Source organism: Marinitoga hydrogenitolerans DSM 16785, from assembly GCF_900129175.1.
In the GTDB taxonomy this organism is placed as follows: domain Bacteria; phylum Thermotogota; class Thermotogae; order Petrotogales; family Petrotogaceae; genus Marinitoga; species Marinitoga hydrogenitolerans.
Genome location: NZ_FQUI01000024.1, coordinates 16,576 through 33,891 on the forward strand (window position 1 = coordinate 16,576; position 17,316 = coordinate 33,891).

16 protein-coding genes are annotated in these 17,316 nt (G+C 27.5%); 5 read left to right on the forward strand and 11 right to left on the reverse strand.

The window, feature by feature from the left end; genetic code table 11:
• Positions 1 to 10 precede the first annotated feature (10 nt).
• The 8 genes from dxs to BUA62_RS07445 form a co-directional block, all read right to left on the reverse strand.
• A complete protein-coding gene (dxs, locus tag BUA62_RS07410; protein WP_072865034.1) occupies positions 11 to 1,846 on the reverse strand; it encodes a 1-deoxy-D-xylulose-5-phosphate synthase in 1,836 nt (611 codons plus the stop codon).
• Between the two features lie 10 nt (positions 1,847 to 1,856).
• Complete coding sequence (gene nusB, locus BUA62_RS07415; RefSeq protein WP_072865036.1) at positions 1,857 to 2,285, reverse strand: transcription antitermination factor NusB; 429 nt, start codon at positions 2,283 to 2,285, stop codon at positions 1,857 to 1,859.
• Positions 2,282 to 2,731 carry an Asp23/Gls24 family envelope stress response protein gene (locus tag BUA62_RS07420; RefSeq protein WP_072865039.1) on the reverse strand — a complete coding sequence of 150 codons (450 nt, stop codon included), beginning with the start codon at positions 2,729 to 2,731 and terminating at the stop codon, positions 2,282 to 2,284. The genes nusB and BUA62_RS07420 overlap by 4 nt, the downstream gene beginning before the upstream one ends.
• 13 nt (positions 2,732 to 2,744) lie before the next feature.
• Positions 2,745 to 3,302, reverse strand: a complete 558-nt coding sequence (gene efp / locus BUA62_RS07425) for an elongation factor P (protein WP_072865041.1) — start codon at positions 3,300 to 3,302, stop codon at positions 2,745 to 2,747.
• Positions 3,303 to 3,348: 46 nt separating this feature from the next.
• Complete coding sequence (locus tag BUA62_RS07430; RefSeq protein ID WP_072865043.1) at positions 3,349 to 4,434, reverse strand: M24 family metallopeptidase; 1,086 nt, start codon at positions 4,432 to 4,434, stop codon at positions 3,349 to 3,351.
• Between the two features lie 59 nt (positions 4,435 to 4,493).
• Complete coding sequence (gene mutS / locus BUA62_RS07435) at positions 4,494 to 6,920, reverse strand: DNA mismatch repair protein MutS (protein WP_072865045.1); 2,427 nt, start codon at positions 6,918 to 6,920, stop codon at positions 4,494 to 4,496.
• A gap of 103 nt (positions 6,921 to 7,023) precedes the next feature.
• On the reverse strand, positions 7,024 to 7,614 hold the full coding sequence (clpP, locus tag BUA62_RS07440; RefSeq protein ID WP_072865068.1) for an ATP-dependent Clp endopeptidase proteolytic subunit ClpP: 591 nt from the start codon (positions 7,612 to 7,614) through the stop codon (positions 7,024 to 7,026).
• Between the two features lie 2 nt (positions 7,615 to 7,616).
• A complete protein-coding gene (locus BUA62_RS07445) occupies positions 7,617 to 7,862 on the reverse strand; it encodes a DUF370 domain-containing protein (protein ID WP_072865047.1) in 246 nt (81 codons plus the stop codon).
• 65 nt (positions 7,863 to 7,927) lie between these two features.
• On the opposite strand from BUA62_RS07445, the gene obgE reads away from it, so the two are divergent.
• Both obgE and nadD read left to right on the forward strand, forming a co-directional pair.
• A complete protein-coding gene (gene obgE, locus BUA62_RS07450) occupies positions 7,928 to 9,256 on the forward strand; it encodes a GTPase ObgE (RefSeq protein ID WP_072865049.1) in 1,329 nt (442 codons plus the stop codon).
• Positions 9,257 to 9,261: 5 nt separating this feature from the next.
• Positions 9,262 to 9,828, forward strand: a complete 567-nt coding sequence (gene nadD, locus BUA62_RS07455; RefSeq protein WP_072865051.1) for a nicotinate (nicotinamide) nucleotide adenylyltransferase — start codon at positions 9,262 to 9,264, stop codon at positions 9,826 to 9,828.
• Between the two features lie 16 nt (positions 9,829 to 9,844).
• Here the strand turns inward: nadD and BUA62_RS07460 are convergent, their stop codons facing one another.
• On the reverse strand, positions 9,845 to 10,618 hold the full coding sequence (locus BUA62_RS07460; protein WP_072865052.1) for a TIGR00266 family protein: 774 nt from the start codon (positions 10,616 to 10,618) through the stop codon (positions 9,845 to 9,847).
• Positions 10,619 to 11,489: 871 nt separating this feature from the next.
• Positions 11,490 to 12,260 (reverse strand): hypothetical protein, encoded by a 771-nt coding sequence (locus BUA62_RS07465; RefSeq protein ID WP_072865054.1) that lies wholly within the window; start codon positions 12,258 to 12,260, stop codon positions 11,490 to 11,492.
• Positions 12,261 to 12,436: 176 nt separating this feature from the next.
• Here BUA62_RS07465 and BUA62_RS07470 point away from each other — a divergent pair, with 176 nt between their 5' ends.
• From BUA62_RS07470 to BUA62_RS07480, 3 genes are all read left to right on the forward strand, one after another.
• Positions 12,437 to 14,038 (forward strand): 4Fe-4S binding protein, encoded by a 1,602-nt coding sequence (locus BUA62_RS07470; RefSeq protein WP_072865056.1) that lies wholly within the window; start codon positions 12,437 to 12,439, stop codon positions 14,036 to 14,038.
• A 64-nt stretch (positions 14,039 to 14,102) separates the two neighbouring features.
• Positions 14,103 to 14,771: a DNA/RNA nuclease SfsA gene (gene sfsA, locus BUA62_RS07475; RefSeq protein WP_072865058.1), complete on the forward strand. Its 669-nt coding sequence runs from the start codon at positions 14,103 to 14,105 to the stop codon at positions 14,769 to 14,771.
• Positions 14,772 to 14,776: 5 nt separating this feature from the next.
• The gene (locus BUA62_RS07480) at positions 14,777 to 15,181 is read left to right on the forward strand and encodes a hypothetical protein (RefSeq protein WP_072865060.1); all 405 of its coding nucleotides are present in this window, start codon (positions 14,777 to 14,779) and stop codon (positions 15,179 to 15,181) included.
• A 238-nt stretch (positions 15,182 to 15,419) separates the two neighbouring features.
• Here BUA62_RS07480 and pruA read toward each other — a convergent pair whose 3' ends face one another.
• A complete protein-coding gene (gene pruA / locus BUA62_RS07485; RefSeq protein WP_072865062.1) occupies positions 15,420 to 17,039 on the reverse strand; it encodes an L-glutamate gamma-semialdehyde dehydrogenase in 1,620 nt (539 codons plus the stop codon).
• Positions 17,040 to 17,316 lie beyond the last annotated feature (277 nt).

Here is a 17,316-nt window from a genome sequence, read left to right on the forward strand (position 1 = left end):
TTTCAAACAATTATTTTACTTTTTCCGAAGATAAAATAATATTTTTTAATTTTTCAGGTTTTACAACAAATTCATCAAGAAGTTCTTTTCTAGTTCCTTGCGGGATGAAAAAGTCATCAATACCAAAAGTAAATAAATTACAACTAATATTATTTTTTAGTATATAAGTTTTTATTTCTTCATTAAAACCACCTTTTAAGCTGTTTTCTTCTATTGTAATTACATTAACATCATTTTTTATATATAAATTCAATATATGATTATCAATATTTTTAATAGATCTAATTCCAATAATTGTAGCATTTAACTCTTTCCATAAATCTTTATACTCTTCTATTAATTGACCTACAACCAATAAGATATTTTTATTATTTGCTTTTTTTATTAACTTCCAGTTATAATCTACAATTTTTAAATTTTCAATAATATTATCAATATTTATATTCTCTCCACCTCGTGGAAATCTTATAAATGTAGGTTTATCTAACCCTTTTTTAAAAGAAGTATAAATCATATTAGCTAAATCTTGAGCATTTAATGGTGTGTAGATTTCAATATCAGGAATTAAACGCAAATAAGAAATATCAAAAACTCCATGATGTGTAGGGCCATCTTCACCGACTATTCCAGCTCTATCTAATAAAAATAAGACAGGAATTTTTTGTAAAGCAATATCATGTACAATAGAGTCAAAAGCTCTTTGCATGAATGTGGAGTATATATCAACCACGCTAAATATTCCAGACAATCTTACGGCACCTGCAGCTGTAACAATTGAAGGTTCAGTAATACCTAAGTCTATCACTTTTTCTGGAAAATTATCTTTTAGTATATTTAAACCGGTTCCGTTTTCCATAGCAGCAGTAAAGGTTATAAAATTATGATTTTTAGCTAAAAAATTTAATGTATGTCCAACAACTTTAGAATAAGAAATATTTTTTTCTATTTTATTGCTAATACCATGAAACTTTGTTGGATTTTCTTCAGCAAAAGACAATCCTTTCCCCTTTATTGTTTTAAGATGTAAAATACAAGGGCCATCATTATAATTTTTTATAAACTCCAAATAATGTTCTAATTTTTTTATATTATGGCCATCGACAGGTCCATAATATTTTATACCCATATCTTCAAAAATTCCTAATGTGTTATTATATACAGTATGTTTAATTCCATCTTTTAATTTTTTCAAAACACCTTCAATATCTTGACCAACTTCTGTAACTTCTAAGGATTCTTTTAGTTTTTCCTTAAAATTGTAGTAATCATAAGAAATTCTAACTTTGTTTAGTAATTTTGCTAATGCACCAACATTTGGTGAAATAGACATTTCATTATTTAATAAAATTATTTTCATATTTGAATTAATGGATTTTAATTGATTTAATGATTCTAAAACCATTCCACTTGTCATAGCGCCATCGCCAAGTATTGCGATAACATTTTTTTCAATATGTTGTTTTTTAAATCCTAATTCATAACCCAGAGCTACAGCAATAGATGTTCCGGCATGCCCTGCGCCAAAATAATCATATTTACTTTCGAAAATATTTGTAAAACCACTAATTCCATTTTTTTGCCTTAAAGTTTTAAAACTCCCCCAACGACCTGTTAAGAGTTTGTGCGTATAAGCTTGATGACTCGTATCCCATATAATAATATCTTCTTCCGGGTCAAAAATTCTATATAAAGCTAAAGTTAATTCCACAGTTCCTAAATTCGAAGCCAAATGCCCCGTGTTTTTTGTTACGGTATTGTATATATATTCTCTAATTCTTTTTGAAAATTTTTCTAATTGATTATAATCCATTTTACGAATCGCATTATACAATGGTTTTTCATTCATTAAATCACCTCTATAAACGTTTAAACTCTTTTTTAGCAATTCTATCAAGAATACCATTAATAAATTTTGCGCTACTTTTATTTGAATATTTTTTAGCCAATTCAACAGCTTCATCCAAAATTACTTTTGGCGGTATATCTTGCCTGTTTTTTAATTCAAAAATAGATAATCTTAAAATTGATTTTTCTATATTAGCAATTCTATCAAATTCCCAATTTAATAAATATTTTTTTATTAAATTGTCATATTCTTCTTTGTTATTATATATATTTTGTAAATATATTTCAGCTTCCTCAATGAGGTTTTGAGGGACCTTTTTGTTGCTTAAAAGGTCCCTCAATAAATTTAATATTTCTTCATAAGATATGTTTTCATTAAATTCTAATTGAAAAATACTTTTTAATACAGATTCCCTAACTTTTCTTCTTGATGAAATCAATTTTCAACACTCCCATTGTCATCTTCAATAATTTTGTTTTCTTCTTCATCGATTATAATATTGTTTTCTTCTATAACTTCAGGTATTTTTTCAATTTCTTCAATATTTTCTTCGGAAGAAGAGACAATTAAACCATCCAAAACAATGTCAATATTTCTTACAGGCACTTCAGTCATTTTTTCAACTTCTGATTTTAAAAAATTTTGTAAATCTTTTGCGAATTTTATTATGCTAGCTCCATATTTTGCTTTTGTTTTAATGTAAACAGAAATTGTTTCATCATCATTTTCAACAATTTTAATCATTTTAGAAATATCTTTTTCATTTAAATCAATTTCAGGCACCTGTTCTTTAAAAAAAAGTTGATAAGATTTCATGGCCAATTCCTTTAAAGCGTTATCTGAAAAAGAAAGTTCGCCAAATTGATTATTTTCATTAATGGCCATATTTCCCCTCCTTTCAGGCTCTTTCAATATATTCCCCGGTTCTTGTATCAATCTTAACTTTTTGCCCAACTTCAACAAAGAATGGAACTGTTGTTTTTAATCCTGTTTCCAATTTTGCAGGTTTTCCACCACCGGAAGCAGTATCTCCTTTGAAATTAGGCTCTGTTTCTACAACTTCTAATATAACTACTGTAGGCAACACTATTCCAACAGGTTTTTCATCATAGAATGTTAAAGTTACTTCCAGATTATCAATTAAAAAATCTTTAGCGTCTGAAACATCTTCTTCTGATAGTAAATATTGTTCATAAGTATTTAAGTCCATAAAAACATAATTATCTCCATCATGATATAGATATTCCGCTGGTCTATAATCTAAAGCAGCTTCTTCAACTTTTTCACCAGAATTGAAATTTTTGTCTATTACGTAACCAGTTTTTAAATTTTTTAATTTAGTTTTAATTATTCCACTACCTCTACCAGTAAAGTGTTTTTGCATACCTAAAACTCTATATAATTCACCGTCTATTAAAATAATCATACCTTTTTTTAAATCGCCAACCACTACCATATTTTTCATTCCTCCTACTTCAATAATTAAGAAATATATGTAATATTTACGAAATAATAATTAGATTCTTATCAAATGATGTTAAAACTTCACATCCATCTTCAGTAATTAAAATATCATCTTCTATTCTTACACCAAATTCACCAGGTAAATAGATTCCAGGTTCTATTGTTATAACATCTCCTACTTTAGAAACAGCTTCAGATATCTTAGAAACTCTTGGATTTTCATGAACTTCTAATCCTAAACCATGTCCTAAACTATGTGTAAAATATTCACCATATCCACCTTTAGAAATTATATCACGAGCAATTTTATCTAAATCACTATATTTCATTCCAGCTTTAGCAGCATCAATAGCAGCTTTTTGTGCTTTTAAAACTAATTCATATATTTCTCTTTGTTTTGGTGATATTTTGTTTACAGCTACCGTTCTTGTGATATCTGAATTATAACCATAAGCATAAGCTCCGAAATCTATAACGATTAATTCACCTTCAAATATTTTTTTATTTGAAGCTATGCCATGAGGCAAAGCACCACGTGGTCCAGAAGCAACTATTGTTTCAAAAGCATAATTATCAGCGCCAATTAATTTCATATTATATTCTAACTTCGCAGCAAATTCTTTTTCTGTCATTCCTATATAAAAAGAATCTAATGTTTCTTCTAAAGCTCTTTCCGCAATTTCTGCCGCATTTTTAATAAAAGTAACTTCTTTTTTTGATTTTATCCTTCTCATCTCAATAATTAACTCTTCTGCTGGAATAAATTCATAATCTTCAAAGCTTTTTAGTACCTTTAAATATATATTTGTGGAAACATTATTTGATTCAAATCCAATTTTGGATCCTTTTTTTACATCGAAAATATCTTTTAATGCTTCAGATAATTTGCTCTTAAAAAGAAGTGGTTTTATTCCTGTTTCTTTTTCGGCTTGTTCTAAATATCTCCCATCGGTTAAAAAAGATATATGGTCGTGAGTAATATAAATTACGGAAAATGAACCTGTAAAACCAGTTAAATAATAGGAAGATGGCTTTGAAGAACCCTCGATGTTAATAACTAAATAAGCATCTAGACCCTTTGACAACATTTTTCTTCTTAATTCTTTTATTCTGTTTTCAAACATTCGGAAATCCCCTTTCTAAAATTTTTTAGGTACATCACCCAGATTATTATACCATAGAATTAAAAAAGTTTTAATTGATTTTTATTTTTACTAAATTTTTTTTGTTTAATTTTTTTCATACTTTTTAATTTTTCTTCAAAAGCTGTTTTATTAGAAATCTCATTCATAACTTCTTTTGCTCTTAATACAACTTCATTTGGAATTCCAGCTAATTTAGCAACTTCAATACCATAGCTCTTATCACTAATACCATCTTCAATTTTATGTAAAAATATTATACCAGATTCAGTTTCTAAAACCTTTACTCTTTTATTAATAATTCCATCATAAAAATCATTTAACATAGTCAATTCCATATAATGTGTAGCGAAAATAGTATAAGATTTTAAAACTTGATAAATGTATTCGGATGTTGCCCAAGCGACACTAATACCATCTATAGTTCCAGTACCTCTTCCAACCTCATCCAGAAGTATCAAACTATTCTCATCTGCATTATTTAATATTGTAGAAACTTCTGCCATTTCAACTAAAAAAGTTGATTTTCCACTAACAACATCATCTTTAGCCCCAATTCTTGTAAAAATATTTTTTAAAATAGGTAATTCAACATATTCTGCGGGGACATAAGAACCTATTTGTGCCATTATAGAAATAATTCCAATTTGTCTTAGATATGTAGATTTTCCACTCATATTAGGACCTGTTAAGATTACAAATCTTTTTTTTCTATCAAGTTTAATATTATTCGGTATAAAATTGTCTGTAAATTGTTCAACAACAGGGTGTCTTCCATTAATAATTACTAAATTTTCATTATTAAACTGTGGTTTAATATAGTTATTTTTTATAGATGCTTCAGCAAACCCTCTTAATATATCTATTTCTGCAATTTTTGAGGATAATATTTTTAAATCTTTCACATAATTTTGTAATTCAACAATCAAATCATTGTAAATTTTCTTTTCTAATTCTTCAATCTTTTTTTCTGCTATAGAATATTGTTCTTCTAAATTTCTTAATTCTTCGGTAATAAAGCGTTCTGAATTTACTAAAGTTTGTTTTCTGATATAATTTGGAGGTACTTTATTAATATTAGTTTTTGTAACTTCTATATAAAAACCATAAATCTTATTCCTTGCAACTTTTAAATTTGATATTCCTGTTTTTTGTTTTTCTTTTAATTCAATCTCTTTTAAAATCTCGGAGGAATTTTCAAAAATCTTTTTATATCGATCCAATTCTAAATTAAATCCTTTTTTTATAACTTTTCCAGTTCCCACCTGTGTAGTAGGTTCTTCTAATATAGCATTTGATAACAATTGTTTTAAATCATTAAATTCTTCCAGTGTGTTTAGACCGATTAAGTTCAATAATTCGTTTATATAAGGTAAAACTTCTAAAGAAATCCTTAAAGCGGTTAAATCTCTTGGAGTAGCTCGAAAAAGAGAAATTCTTGAAGATATCCTTTCAATATCTCTTACTGAACTTAAATATTCTTTTAATTCTTCCATAATTAAAACATCATTTCTAAAAGTTTCTATAATATTTAATCTTTTTTCAATATTCTCTTTTTTTATTAATGGTTTTGAGATCCAATGTTGTAAAGTTCTTGACCCCATAGATGTTTTTGTGAACTTTAATATATCATATAAAGTTTTTCCTTTGTTTTCTTGATTTGGTAATAATCCTAAATTTAAAATAGTTGTTGAATCTAACATCATATTATTAGAACTTTTAAAACGCTTTGGGAAAGAAAAATGATTAATCTTTTGTTTTTGTGTAATTTCCAAATATTTAAAGACGGCACCTAACGCCAATAACTCATTCTTGTTTAATTTTAATACATCAATATCTAAAATTTCATAACTTTCTTTAATAACGTCTTCAAAATTTTTGTTAAAATACCATTCATCTAAATCCTCTATATATAATGAAGGATAAATATTTTTAATTTTGCTTTTTAAAGTCTTTAAATTTTTTGATAATAAAATTTGAACAAATGAGAAGGATGAGATAAAATCTATGATTTCATTTTCCGAAAATTCAAACGAGTCAATGTATATTTCTCCCGTGCTAAAATCAAATATAACAAATATAAAATGTTCATTATCATATGAATAAATCAACAATGAATATCGATTATTTTCATCAATCATATTTTCTTCAACGACAGTTCCAGGTGTGAGAATTTTTGTAACTTCTCTTTTAACTATCCCTTTAGCTGTAGTAGGATCTTCAACTTGGTCACAAATTGCGACTTTAAAACCTTGTTCAAGAAGTTTTTTTAGATAATTATCTAAAGCATGATGTGGAATGCCAGCCATTGGATGACCATTTCTGTGAGTTAGGGTGATTTGAAGTGCTTCGCTGGTAATTTTTGCATCTTCAAAAAATGTTTCATAAAAATCACCCAATCTAAAAAGCAAAATACAATCTTGATATTGATTTTTTATTTCTAAGTATTGTCTTATCATAGGCGTCATATTGCTAATGTTATCACCTTCCCGTTACATCAGGGTGCTTTCGCACCCTGATTATGAAACTCTTATTATATTTATATTTCAGGGCGCTTAGCGCCCTGAAATATTACTTTATTTCTTTTCGGCTTTTAATAACTTTATCAATTAAACCGTATTCCAAAGCTTCTTCGGCAGACATAAAATAATCTCTATCTGTATCTTTTTCTATTGTCGCTAAATCTTGACCTGTATGATCACTTAATATTTTATTTAACATTTTTTTAATTCTTAATAATTCTTGAACTTGTATTTCTACATCTTTAGCCGTTCCTTGAGCACCGCCCCAAGGTTGATGAATCATGATTCTGGAATTTGGTAAAGCAAACCTTTTTCCTTTTGTGCCTGCTGCTAACAACACAGCTCCCATTGAAGCAGCTTGACCTATACAAATTGTTGCAACATCTGGTTTGATATATTGCATAGTATCATACATAGCCAATCCGGCAGTAACAGACCCCCCTGGGCTGTTTATATAAAGATAAATATCCTTTTCAGGATCTTGTGCTTCTAAAAATAGTAACTGTGCTACGACTAAGTTTGATACATAATCATTCACATCTGAACCTAAAAATATAATTCTATCTTTTAATAATCTTGAGTATATATCATAAGCTCTTTCATATCTTCCTGTGGATTCAACAACTACAGGTATTGGCATACTCACTGTTCATTCACCTTCCTTATTTTTTCAAAAATTTTTTCAACTGGAAGAGCCAATAAAAACATATGGCCACTATCTGTAAATATTATCGATCTTACACTTTTGCCGTAAGTTAAATCTACTAAACTTGTTGTATTTTGATGTTCTTTTTTTAATCTTTTAAAATGAGCAAACTTTTCTGGTATAATTGAATGGATTCTCTCTGCAATTAAAAAAGAATTTTTTGTTACATTTACGATAGCCATATTTTCACCTCCATAAAGTATATTATACACTGAAAATATTAAAAAATCAAAACGGAGGCGATAAAATGAGTGAAAATATATTTATAGATGAAGCGATTATAACTGTATTTGGTGGAAAAGGTGGAGATGGTGTTGTAAGTTTTAGACGTGAAAAATTCGTTCCTAAAGGTGGTCCGGATGGTGGAGATGGGGGAGACGGAGGTAATGTTATAATAATGTCCTCTATAGAAAGAAATACATTGACAGATTTCAGATTTAAAAAAAAGTTCAAAGCTGAAAATGGAAAAAATGGTCAAGGAAAAAAAATGCATGGAAAAAATGGAAAGGATTTAATTATTAAAGTACCTGTTGGAACGTTAGTTTATGATTATGAAACAAATGAATTGATAGCAGATTTGAAATTTCCTAATCAATATGTTGTTGTCGCTAGAGGTGGAAAAGGCGGCAAAGGAAATGTACATTTTATGAATTCTAAAGTTCAAGCGCCAACGATTGCTGAGAAAGGTGTCGAAGGTGAAACAAAAATACTTAAATTAGAATTAAAAGTTTTAGCGGATGTTGGAATCATAGGTTATCCAAATGTGGGTAAATCAACTTTAATCTCTGTAATATCGAATGCTAAACCCAAAATAGCCAACTATCATTTTACTACTTTAATACCAAACTTAGGTGTAGTTGATATGGGTGACGGGAATACATTTGTTGTTGCTGATATTCCAGGATTAGTTCCGGGAGCTCATGAAGGAACAGGTCTTGGGGATAGATTTTTAAAACATGTGGAAAGATGTTATTGTATTGTTCATATATTAGATATATCTGAAAGCGAAGGAAGAAGTGCTAAAGAAGATTACTATGTAATACGTAATGAGTTGGAAAAATTTTCTCCAGAATTATCTAACAAATTAGAAATTGTTGTTGCAAATAAATCGGATTTGTTAGATGAAAAAGAATTGAATAAAAGAATAATAAAATTAAAAAATGATATAAGTAAAAAGGTTATACCCATCTCAGCAGCTACAAAAAAGAACGTTGATAAATTATTAAATGAAATTTGGAACAATATTAAAGAGATGAGAATTGATAGGCAAAAAGAAATATTAAAATCTTTGAAAAATGCACCAGAGAAATTAAAATTAAATATTAAACCTGTAGATATTGAAGTTCCTAAAAAAATAAGATTTGAGATCATAAAGTGGGATGAAGGAGTATATGAAGTTACAGGAAAAGATGTTGAAATATTATTAAAAAAATATCCAATTGATCAAAAAGATGCAAGGATTAAAATTTTAGATATTTTAGAAAAGAGTGGTTTAGAGAAAACATTAAGAAATATTGGAGTAAAAGAAGGAGATACAGTTTATTTAGGCGATTTTGCATTTGAATATATGGAGTGATTTATATGATTGTAATTTTCGGAGGTACATATAACCCACCACATATTGGACATAGAATTATAGCAGAATATGCATATGATTATTTAAAACCAGACAAATTTTTAATAATTCCAGCAGTTGTACCGCCACACAAAATAGAAAATACTAGTATTTTGGATTTTGAAACTAGAAAATTATGGTGTGAAAAGACTTTTCCTGAAGAACGTTTTATAGTTAGTGATATCGAAAAAAAATTATCTATACCTTCTTATACATATCAAACAGTATTATTTCTAAAAAAAGAAATGAAAGAAGAAATATATTTATTGATTGGAGAAGACTCTTTAATTAATTTTCATACATGGTATAAATGGAAAGATTTATTAAAAGAAGTAACATTAGTTGTATATAAAAGATATTCGGAAAAATTAAAATTTGATAATTATCAAATTCCTCATATATTCTTAAATTCACCATTAATAGAAATATCTGCGACAGAAATTAGAAATAGAATAAAAAAGAATTTAAGTATATATGGAATGGTTTCTGATAATATAGTTGAGGATGTAATAATAAAATACAGGCATGAATAATCATGCCTGTATTTTATTAAAACTTAGTGTCTCCACCAAATAATCCACCTAAAAGATTCCCTCCTATGCCATCTATGCCTTTTGTTTCTCCTTTGTTGGAAAATCTTGCAGCAGAATATATTCTATCAGCAAGTCTGGAAAATGGAAGGCTTTGTAAATAAACTATTCCTGGTCCTGTTACTCTTGTTAAGAACATTCCTTCGCCACCAAAAAGGGCATTTTTAAAACCTCCAACAAATTGAATATCATAATTTACAGTATTAGAGAAGCCAACAATACACCCTGTATCCACCCTTAACGATTCCCCAGGCATAAGATTTTTCTCAATTATCATGCCACCTGCATGGATAAAAACCATTCCATCCCCAACTAATCTTTCTAAAATAAAACCTTCACCACCAAATAATCCTGCACCAATTTTTTTAGTAAATGCTATTTCTATTTCTATACCAGCTGCGGAACATAAATAACTATCTTTTTGACATATAAATTCACCATTAAATCTTTTTAAATCTATTGGAATAACTTTCCCAGGATATGGAGCACCAAACGCAACATGTTTTTTACCAAGAGAGGTATTGAAAAAATTAGTCACAAAAAAAATTTCGCCAACGAACATTCTTTTTAATCCTTTAAAAAAGCCACCTCCTGTGTTGGTCTGCATTTCAATTCCATCATCCATATACATCATAGCTCCAGCTTCAGCTCTAACTCCCTCGCCTGGATCAAGTTCAATTTCCACAAGTTGCATATCATCTCCAATAATTTTATAATCGATAATATCAGCCATAACCATTCCTCCTGTTTTTTGTATATTAATAATTATACCATATGAAGATATTTTTTAAGTTTTCTTTAAGAATCGCGTGATATAATATGTTTATATTCAACGAGTGAATTCAATTTAGAGAGAGGCTGCCCAGAAAACAAAGTAAAAAATAAACCAGAGGAAAGAAAAGGGGACAAAAAAGTAGAAAGTAAAGATTAAAAGTAAGATAAAAACAAAAGTAATCAGTAATAATCTGTGAAAAAGCACAAAAGGAAGAGTATACTTAAAAAAGTATATTAAGAAAATACGTATATATCAAAAAAAGAAACAATTCAAGAAAAGAAAAACTAAAAAGAACAAAAGAACTGAGAAGTCTTAATTTTAACAAATTTGGACGACTTAAAAATATAAATAAAAGGTTTTGGAAAATAAAAAGAACAAAAAAAAGAATGAATAGAAATATTTGAATCAAACCAAAAGTGTTTAAAAAGAAAAGAAGAAAGTTTAATTTCAAATTTAAGCAAAAGGTCAAAGTTTTTAAAATAAAAGGTATTTCTAAAAGAGAATTTATTCGAATTAATAGCGTTAATATTCTCAATACGTTTTCTAAATCGATAAACAAATTTGAAAATAAAAGAAGAAGGTATTTTTAAACGTAACAGGTTAAAATTAAAAGACTGATAATATTGGATATTTGGAATAATAGGAACCCAAACTCTACCAGAACAGTTAGGATTTAAATTACAGGTTTTTCTGAGTGGGCAAATAAAACGGTGACGATTTCTGGAATAATCACTACCATCAGACTGTAAAAAATGATTAGAAAGAGAACAAAAAAGCCTATTATTTTTAATTTTAATATGACCTAATTTAGAAAAAGAAGAAGATTTTTTTAAAGGAATAAAGGGTATAGCACCAGCAGAAATAATATTATAAAAACAGAAAAAGAATCATACCCTTTATCCAGAGTAAAAAACACATAAAAGCCTTTAGAAGAGCAAAAACGAATAAACGATTTAATATTATCAAAAATTAAATTCTGAAAAATAGTATTATCGTGATAATTAGCAGGGCGAAAAACAGAAAAAAGATTAAAATAAAAAGGAAAAACAATATCAACATGATGAAAACGAATACCCAATTTTTTGTTATAAAATTTATTATGAGAATGAATAACGCCTTTAGGAACATTACCATCGACAAGAATAGGTTGAGAATCAACAGAAAGAACAATAAAACCAAGTTTTTTAAAAATAAAAGAAAAACGATTTAAATAAGATTTAGCAAGAGCAAGTTTAAATGAATTCAAAAGACATAACAAATTAGATAGACCAATACGCCTTTTAAAGTAAAAATAAGTAGTATAACACGGAACTGAATCACGAAAACCACAAAGTTGTAAATATTCCGGAGGAACAACAGATAAAATATCTCTAGACGAAGTAAAAGCGTCTTCAGAAAAAATAGAATTAAGAAGGAAAAATAATCGTAAAAGAGAAGTAGGATCATAAGGAGAATTCTTATTGGGTTTATGAGAATAAAAAGAAATAAGAAAATTAAAAAGTTTGTTCATATCGAGGGAATTAAAAGCGTCAGAAGTTATACTAAAAAGTTTATCCTTTAAATTGTCCAAAACAAAAACATTTCTAGAACTTCTGAACATGGTATCACCTCCAATATGTTTTTGGTACAATACAATAATACTACAAAATAATAATATTACAAAAATAAATCTGCATCAAATAGTAGGGGTGATGCCCTTTTTAGAAATAGCTTATAATCAGTTTTCTGTAAATTGAATTTACACTTGTTTATATTCAACATTTGGAGGTGAATAGGATGAAAAAAACTAGTCCTTTGCAAAATTTTCGGCTTTTTGTGCAAATAGTTTTTGTAATATTTGTTATTTATGTAAGTGTTGGACATTACCTTGTTGAAAACAATCCTGGATTAGAATTATTTGGTGTTGCGAGTCTCCATACATTATGTCCATACGGTGGAGTAGTAAATCTATATACTTTTTTCTCAACAGGTAATTATGTAAGTAAGTTGCATCAATCTGTATTTATTATGTTATTTGCTTTATTTGGACTGTTGTTATTTACCGGAGCTTCTTTCTGTGGATGGCTATGTCCTTTAGGATCTGTTCAAGAATGGTTTGGAAAGCTAGGAAAAAAAATATTTAAAGATAAATATAATAAAATTCCAATTAAAGTTGACAGAGTTTTAAGATATTTAAAATATGCTGTTTTAGCAATAGTTATTATTCAAACTGCGCGAACAAGCAAATTAATTTTTGAACCTTATGATCCATATTATAATCTTTTCAATATTTGGACAGATGAAATTGCTATTACAGGATATTTGTCAGTTTTTTTAACTCTTGGACTTTCATTATTTATTGAAAGACCATTTTGTAGATATGCATGTCCCTTAGGTGCTATAAATGGATTATTCAACTCTTTTAGTATATTTAATATTAAAAGAAAGAAAAACACCTGTATTGATTGTTCATTATGTGATAAAGCATGTCCAATTGGTATAGTTGTATCGAAAAAAGATGCTATAAATAGTCCTCAATGTATACGATGTATGAAATGTGTTGAAGTTTGTCCGGCAAATGAGATTGAAAAATCTACATTAAAAGTAAGACCAATATTGGCAAAACCAGAAAAAAGCAAAAAAACAATTAGTAATTGGACATATGTATTTACTGTATTAGTAATATTTTTAGGCATAATATTAGTTGCCAATATTACTGGTAATTTTATCACCGAAAGAATAAAAACGTATGAAAGCATAAATGATATAAGAGGCTCTTCAACAGTACAAGAAATTATAGATAATTATCCTATATCTAAAGAAGAATTGTATAGAGCATTTAATATACCAAGAACAATAATAACAACTGCAAAATTAAAAGACTTATCTGAAATGATGGGATTAAATGAAGAATTAGAAATAGTTTCTCCAGAAAGCATCAGAACATTTATAGAATATATAGACAAAAATATATTAGAATTTGTTAATTATTTAAGGAAAAATTTTGAAGAATTTGAGGAATTTGAAACTATCAATGGAATAGAAGATATGACTGTTAGAGAAGTGGTAAAAAAGTCAAAACCTGGATTTATAGCATATTTAATTAGTGGATACTGGCCAATTCAAAATGAATCAATTGAAAACAAAAATATTTCAAATGTAGCTACTGAAGTTCACGAAGAAAATATTAAAGAAGGATATAATAATGTAGAATTTGTAGTTCGTGGAAAAACAACTTTGCGGGAAATAAAGGATAATATTGATGATTTTGATAAATTTTTAAAAGAATTTAATATTACTGAAAATGAGAGTTTATCTATTAGCTTGAAGGATTTGGTTGATAAATATGGAATATATATGGGAGATATTAAAACATATGTTGAGGAACATTTAAAATAACTATTAATTATACCACAAATTGCTAAATTAAGCGATTTGTGGTATAATTATTTAAGGTGATATTATGAAAGTTTTCGAAATAGCTAATACGATAAAAGGAGTTTTTATAAACAGATCAAATAGATATTTAGCTAAAGTTCTAATAAATGATAAAATAGAAGATGTTCATGTTCACGATCCTGGTAGATTGAAAGAGCTTCTATATAAAAATAATAGTGTTTTAATTAAAAGAGTATATAATCCTAAAAGAAAAACAAAATATGATTTAATTGCTGCAAAAAAATCTAAAGAATTTGTTTTGGTAAATTCAATGTATCATAGATATATAGCTGAAAATATATTGAGGAAAAAATACAAAAATTTAAATCCTGAAGTAAAATATAATAATAGTAGAATAGATTTTTTAGCAGAAAATCAAATATGGATAGAGATAAAAGGATGTACTTTATCTGAAAATAATATTGCTAAGTTTCCTGATGCTCCAACTAAAAGAGGCTTAAAACATTTAAATGAATTAATAGAACTTAAAGAAAAAGGATATGAAAGTCATATTTATTTTTTAATTTTTTCAACAGCAGAATATTTTTCACCTAATTATGAAACGGATCCGAAATTTTCAAAAAAACTTATTGAAGCATATAAAAAAGGTGTAAAAATATTTCCATTATTATTTTCTTTTAAGGAAGGAATAATTTATTTTGAAAGATATTTGGATATATTAATGAAAGGATAAAAAGTATGACCGATTACAATATATTCTTTAATGATTTAGAATATGATTATTTAAAAATAATAAAATTTTTAGAACAATATAAAAGTGATGAAAAAAAACTTATAGAAGAAGCAAAAAAACTTATTAATGTAAAAGAAAATATAATTTCTGAAATAAAATTAATTAGTGATATATGCAAAGTTTCTAATAATGAAGCGATTAAATATGCAATATTACTCGCTTCAATAGAAAATGTGTTTGATTTAATTAAAAATAATTATAGTAATAAAGATATTAATAAATTAATTCAATTATTATTGTATATAGAAAATTATGTTTATTCTGAGTTTGAAAACACTCATTATATTGATAATCTTCTTGAAAAAGTATATGATATTTCAAACAGACTTCAAAAAATCATATCAAAATAATATTTTTTCTAAATAAGCTTTAACTAAGATTATCATTTCTCTCCCCGCAACGGTGAATCTGTATTTTATTTTCGATTCATCGAAAGAAAAAATTTGTGGATTATAATTATTAATTATAATAAAAGATATAACCTTAGTGAAAAGAATTATAGAGGATTATATAAATTGAGAAAATAAATTTACGAACGATAAATTTATAAAAGTACAGCCAAAGTATTTGCCCTGGCTGTACTTTTGTTTATTTCATAAATGGATAGGTATAATTTTCAGGTGGATTAAAATTTTCCTTAATAGATCTGGCAGATGTCCATCGTAAAAGATTGAGATAACTACCAGCTTTATCATTAGTTCCCGATCCTCTTGATCCACCAAACGGTTGTTGGTCGACAACAGCACCTGTAGGTTTGTCATTTATATAAAAATTACCCGCAGCATGTACCAATATTCTTTCAGCCATTTGAATTGCTTTTCTATCCTGTGCAAAAATAGAGCCTGTTAAACCATAGGGTGATGTTTGATCACAAAGTTTTAAAATATCTTCATATTTATCATCATCATATATATATACTGTTAATACAGGTCCAAATATTTCTTCTTCCATTGTTTTGAAATGAGGATCATCTGTTAAAATAATTGTAGGATCTATAAAATAACCTATAGAATCATCATACTTTCCACCTACTAATATCTCGGCATTTTTCCGTGCGTATTCAATATAATCAGTTATTTTTTTGAATGCAGCCTTGTCTATTACAGCATTAACAAAATTTGAAAAATCTGTTGGAGATCCAATTTTTAAATTTCTCGTAGTTTCTATTAATTCATCTTTTATATTATTCCAAACACTTTTTGAAATATATGTTCTGGAGGCGGCTGAACATTTTTGCCCCTGGTATTCAAAAGCACCTCTTATCAATGCTGTTATCAATGCTTTTCTATTTGCGGTATGATGAGCGATTACAAAGTCTTTTCCTCCAGTTTCTCCTACAATTCTTGGATAAGATTTATAATTTCTAATATTCTTTCCTATCATTTCCCACATTGAATCAAATGTATTAACAGATCCAGTAAAGTGTACACCTCCAAAGTCTGAATTTGAAAAAATTATTTCTCCAACTTTGGAACCTGGGCCTGGAATAAAATTAATAACTCCATCTGGTAAACCAGCTTCTTGTAGTAATTTCATTATGTAATAAGCAGTATAAACTGCAGATGAAGCAGGTTTCCATAATACAACATTGCCCATTATTGCAGGTGCTGTTGGTAAATTTCCTGAAATTGACGCAAAATTAAATGGTGGAACTGCAAAAATAAATCCATCTAAAGCTCTATATTCCATTCTATTAAGAATACCCTTGGAAGATTGAGGTTGTCCAGTATAAATCTTTGTTGCATAATATGAATTGAATCTAAAGAAATCAATTAATTCACAAGCAGAGTCTATTTCTGCTTGATATACATTTTTATCTAAATCTAGCATTGCTGCAGCATTTAAAGTGCTTCTCCAAGTTGTAGATAACAATTCAGCGGCTTTTAAAAATATGGATATTCTATCAATATAAGAATAATTTTCCCACTCTTCTTTTGCTTTCAATGCACTTTCTATAGCCATCTTAATTTCCTTTTCTCCAGCCATATGATAATGAGCTAATACATGCTTGTGATTATGAGGCATTATACATTTTCCTAAATTGCCAGTTTTTATTTCCTTTCCTCCAATTATTAAGGGAATTTCAATTTCTTTTGAAGATAATTCTTTTAATTTTTCTTTTAATTCTTCCCTTTCTTTTGTTCCTGGCGCATAAGATAAAATAGGTTCATTTTTTGGTCTTTCTAAAATAAAGATACTATTAAGCATTCCGCTATCCCTCCTCGTATAATTAGTATAGAATAATTATATTATTGTTATTGATTATTATTATTATTTATATGCTCTTTGAAAAGTAAATATATTTTATTTATATTGATTTATGTGTTTTTAGTTATATGTTTTATATTAGTAGTTTTCTATTGAGCATCTTTTTCAGTATTTATTTTTTGCTTGTTTTTAAGTTTTACCTCTGGTAAAATAGTTTTAGATAACATCCCCCTGAGACTTGTTCTCTTAAAAAAGATTTCTAAACTAGAGTATAGTT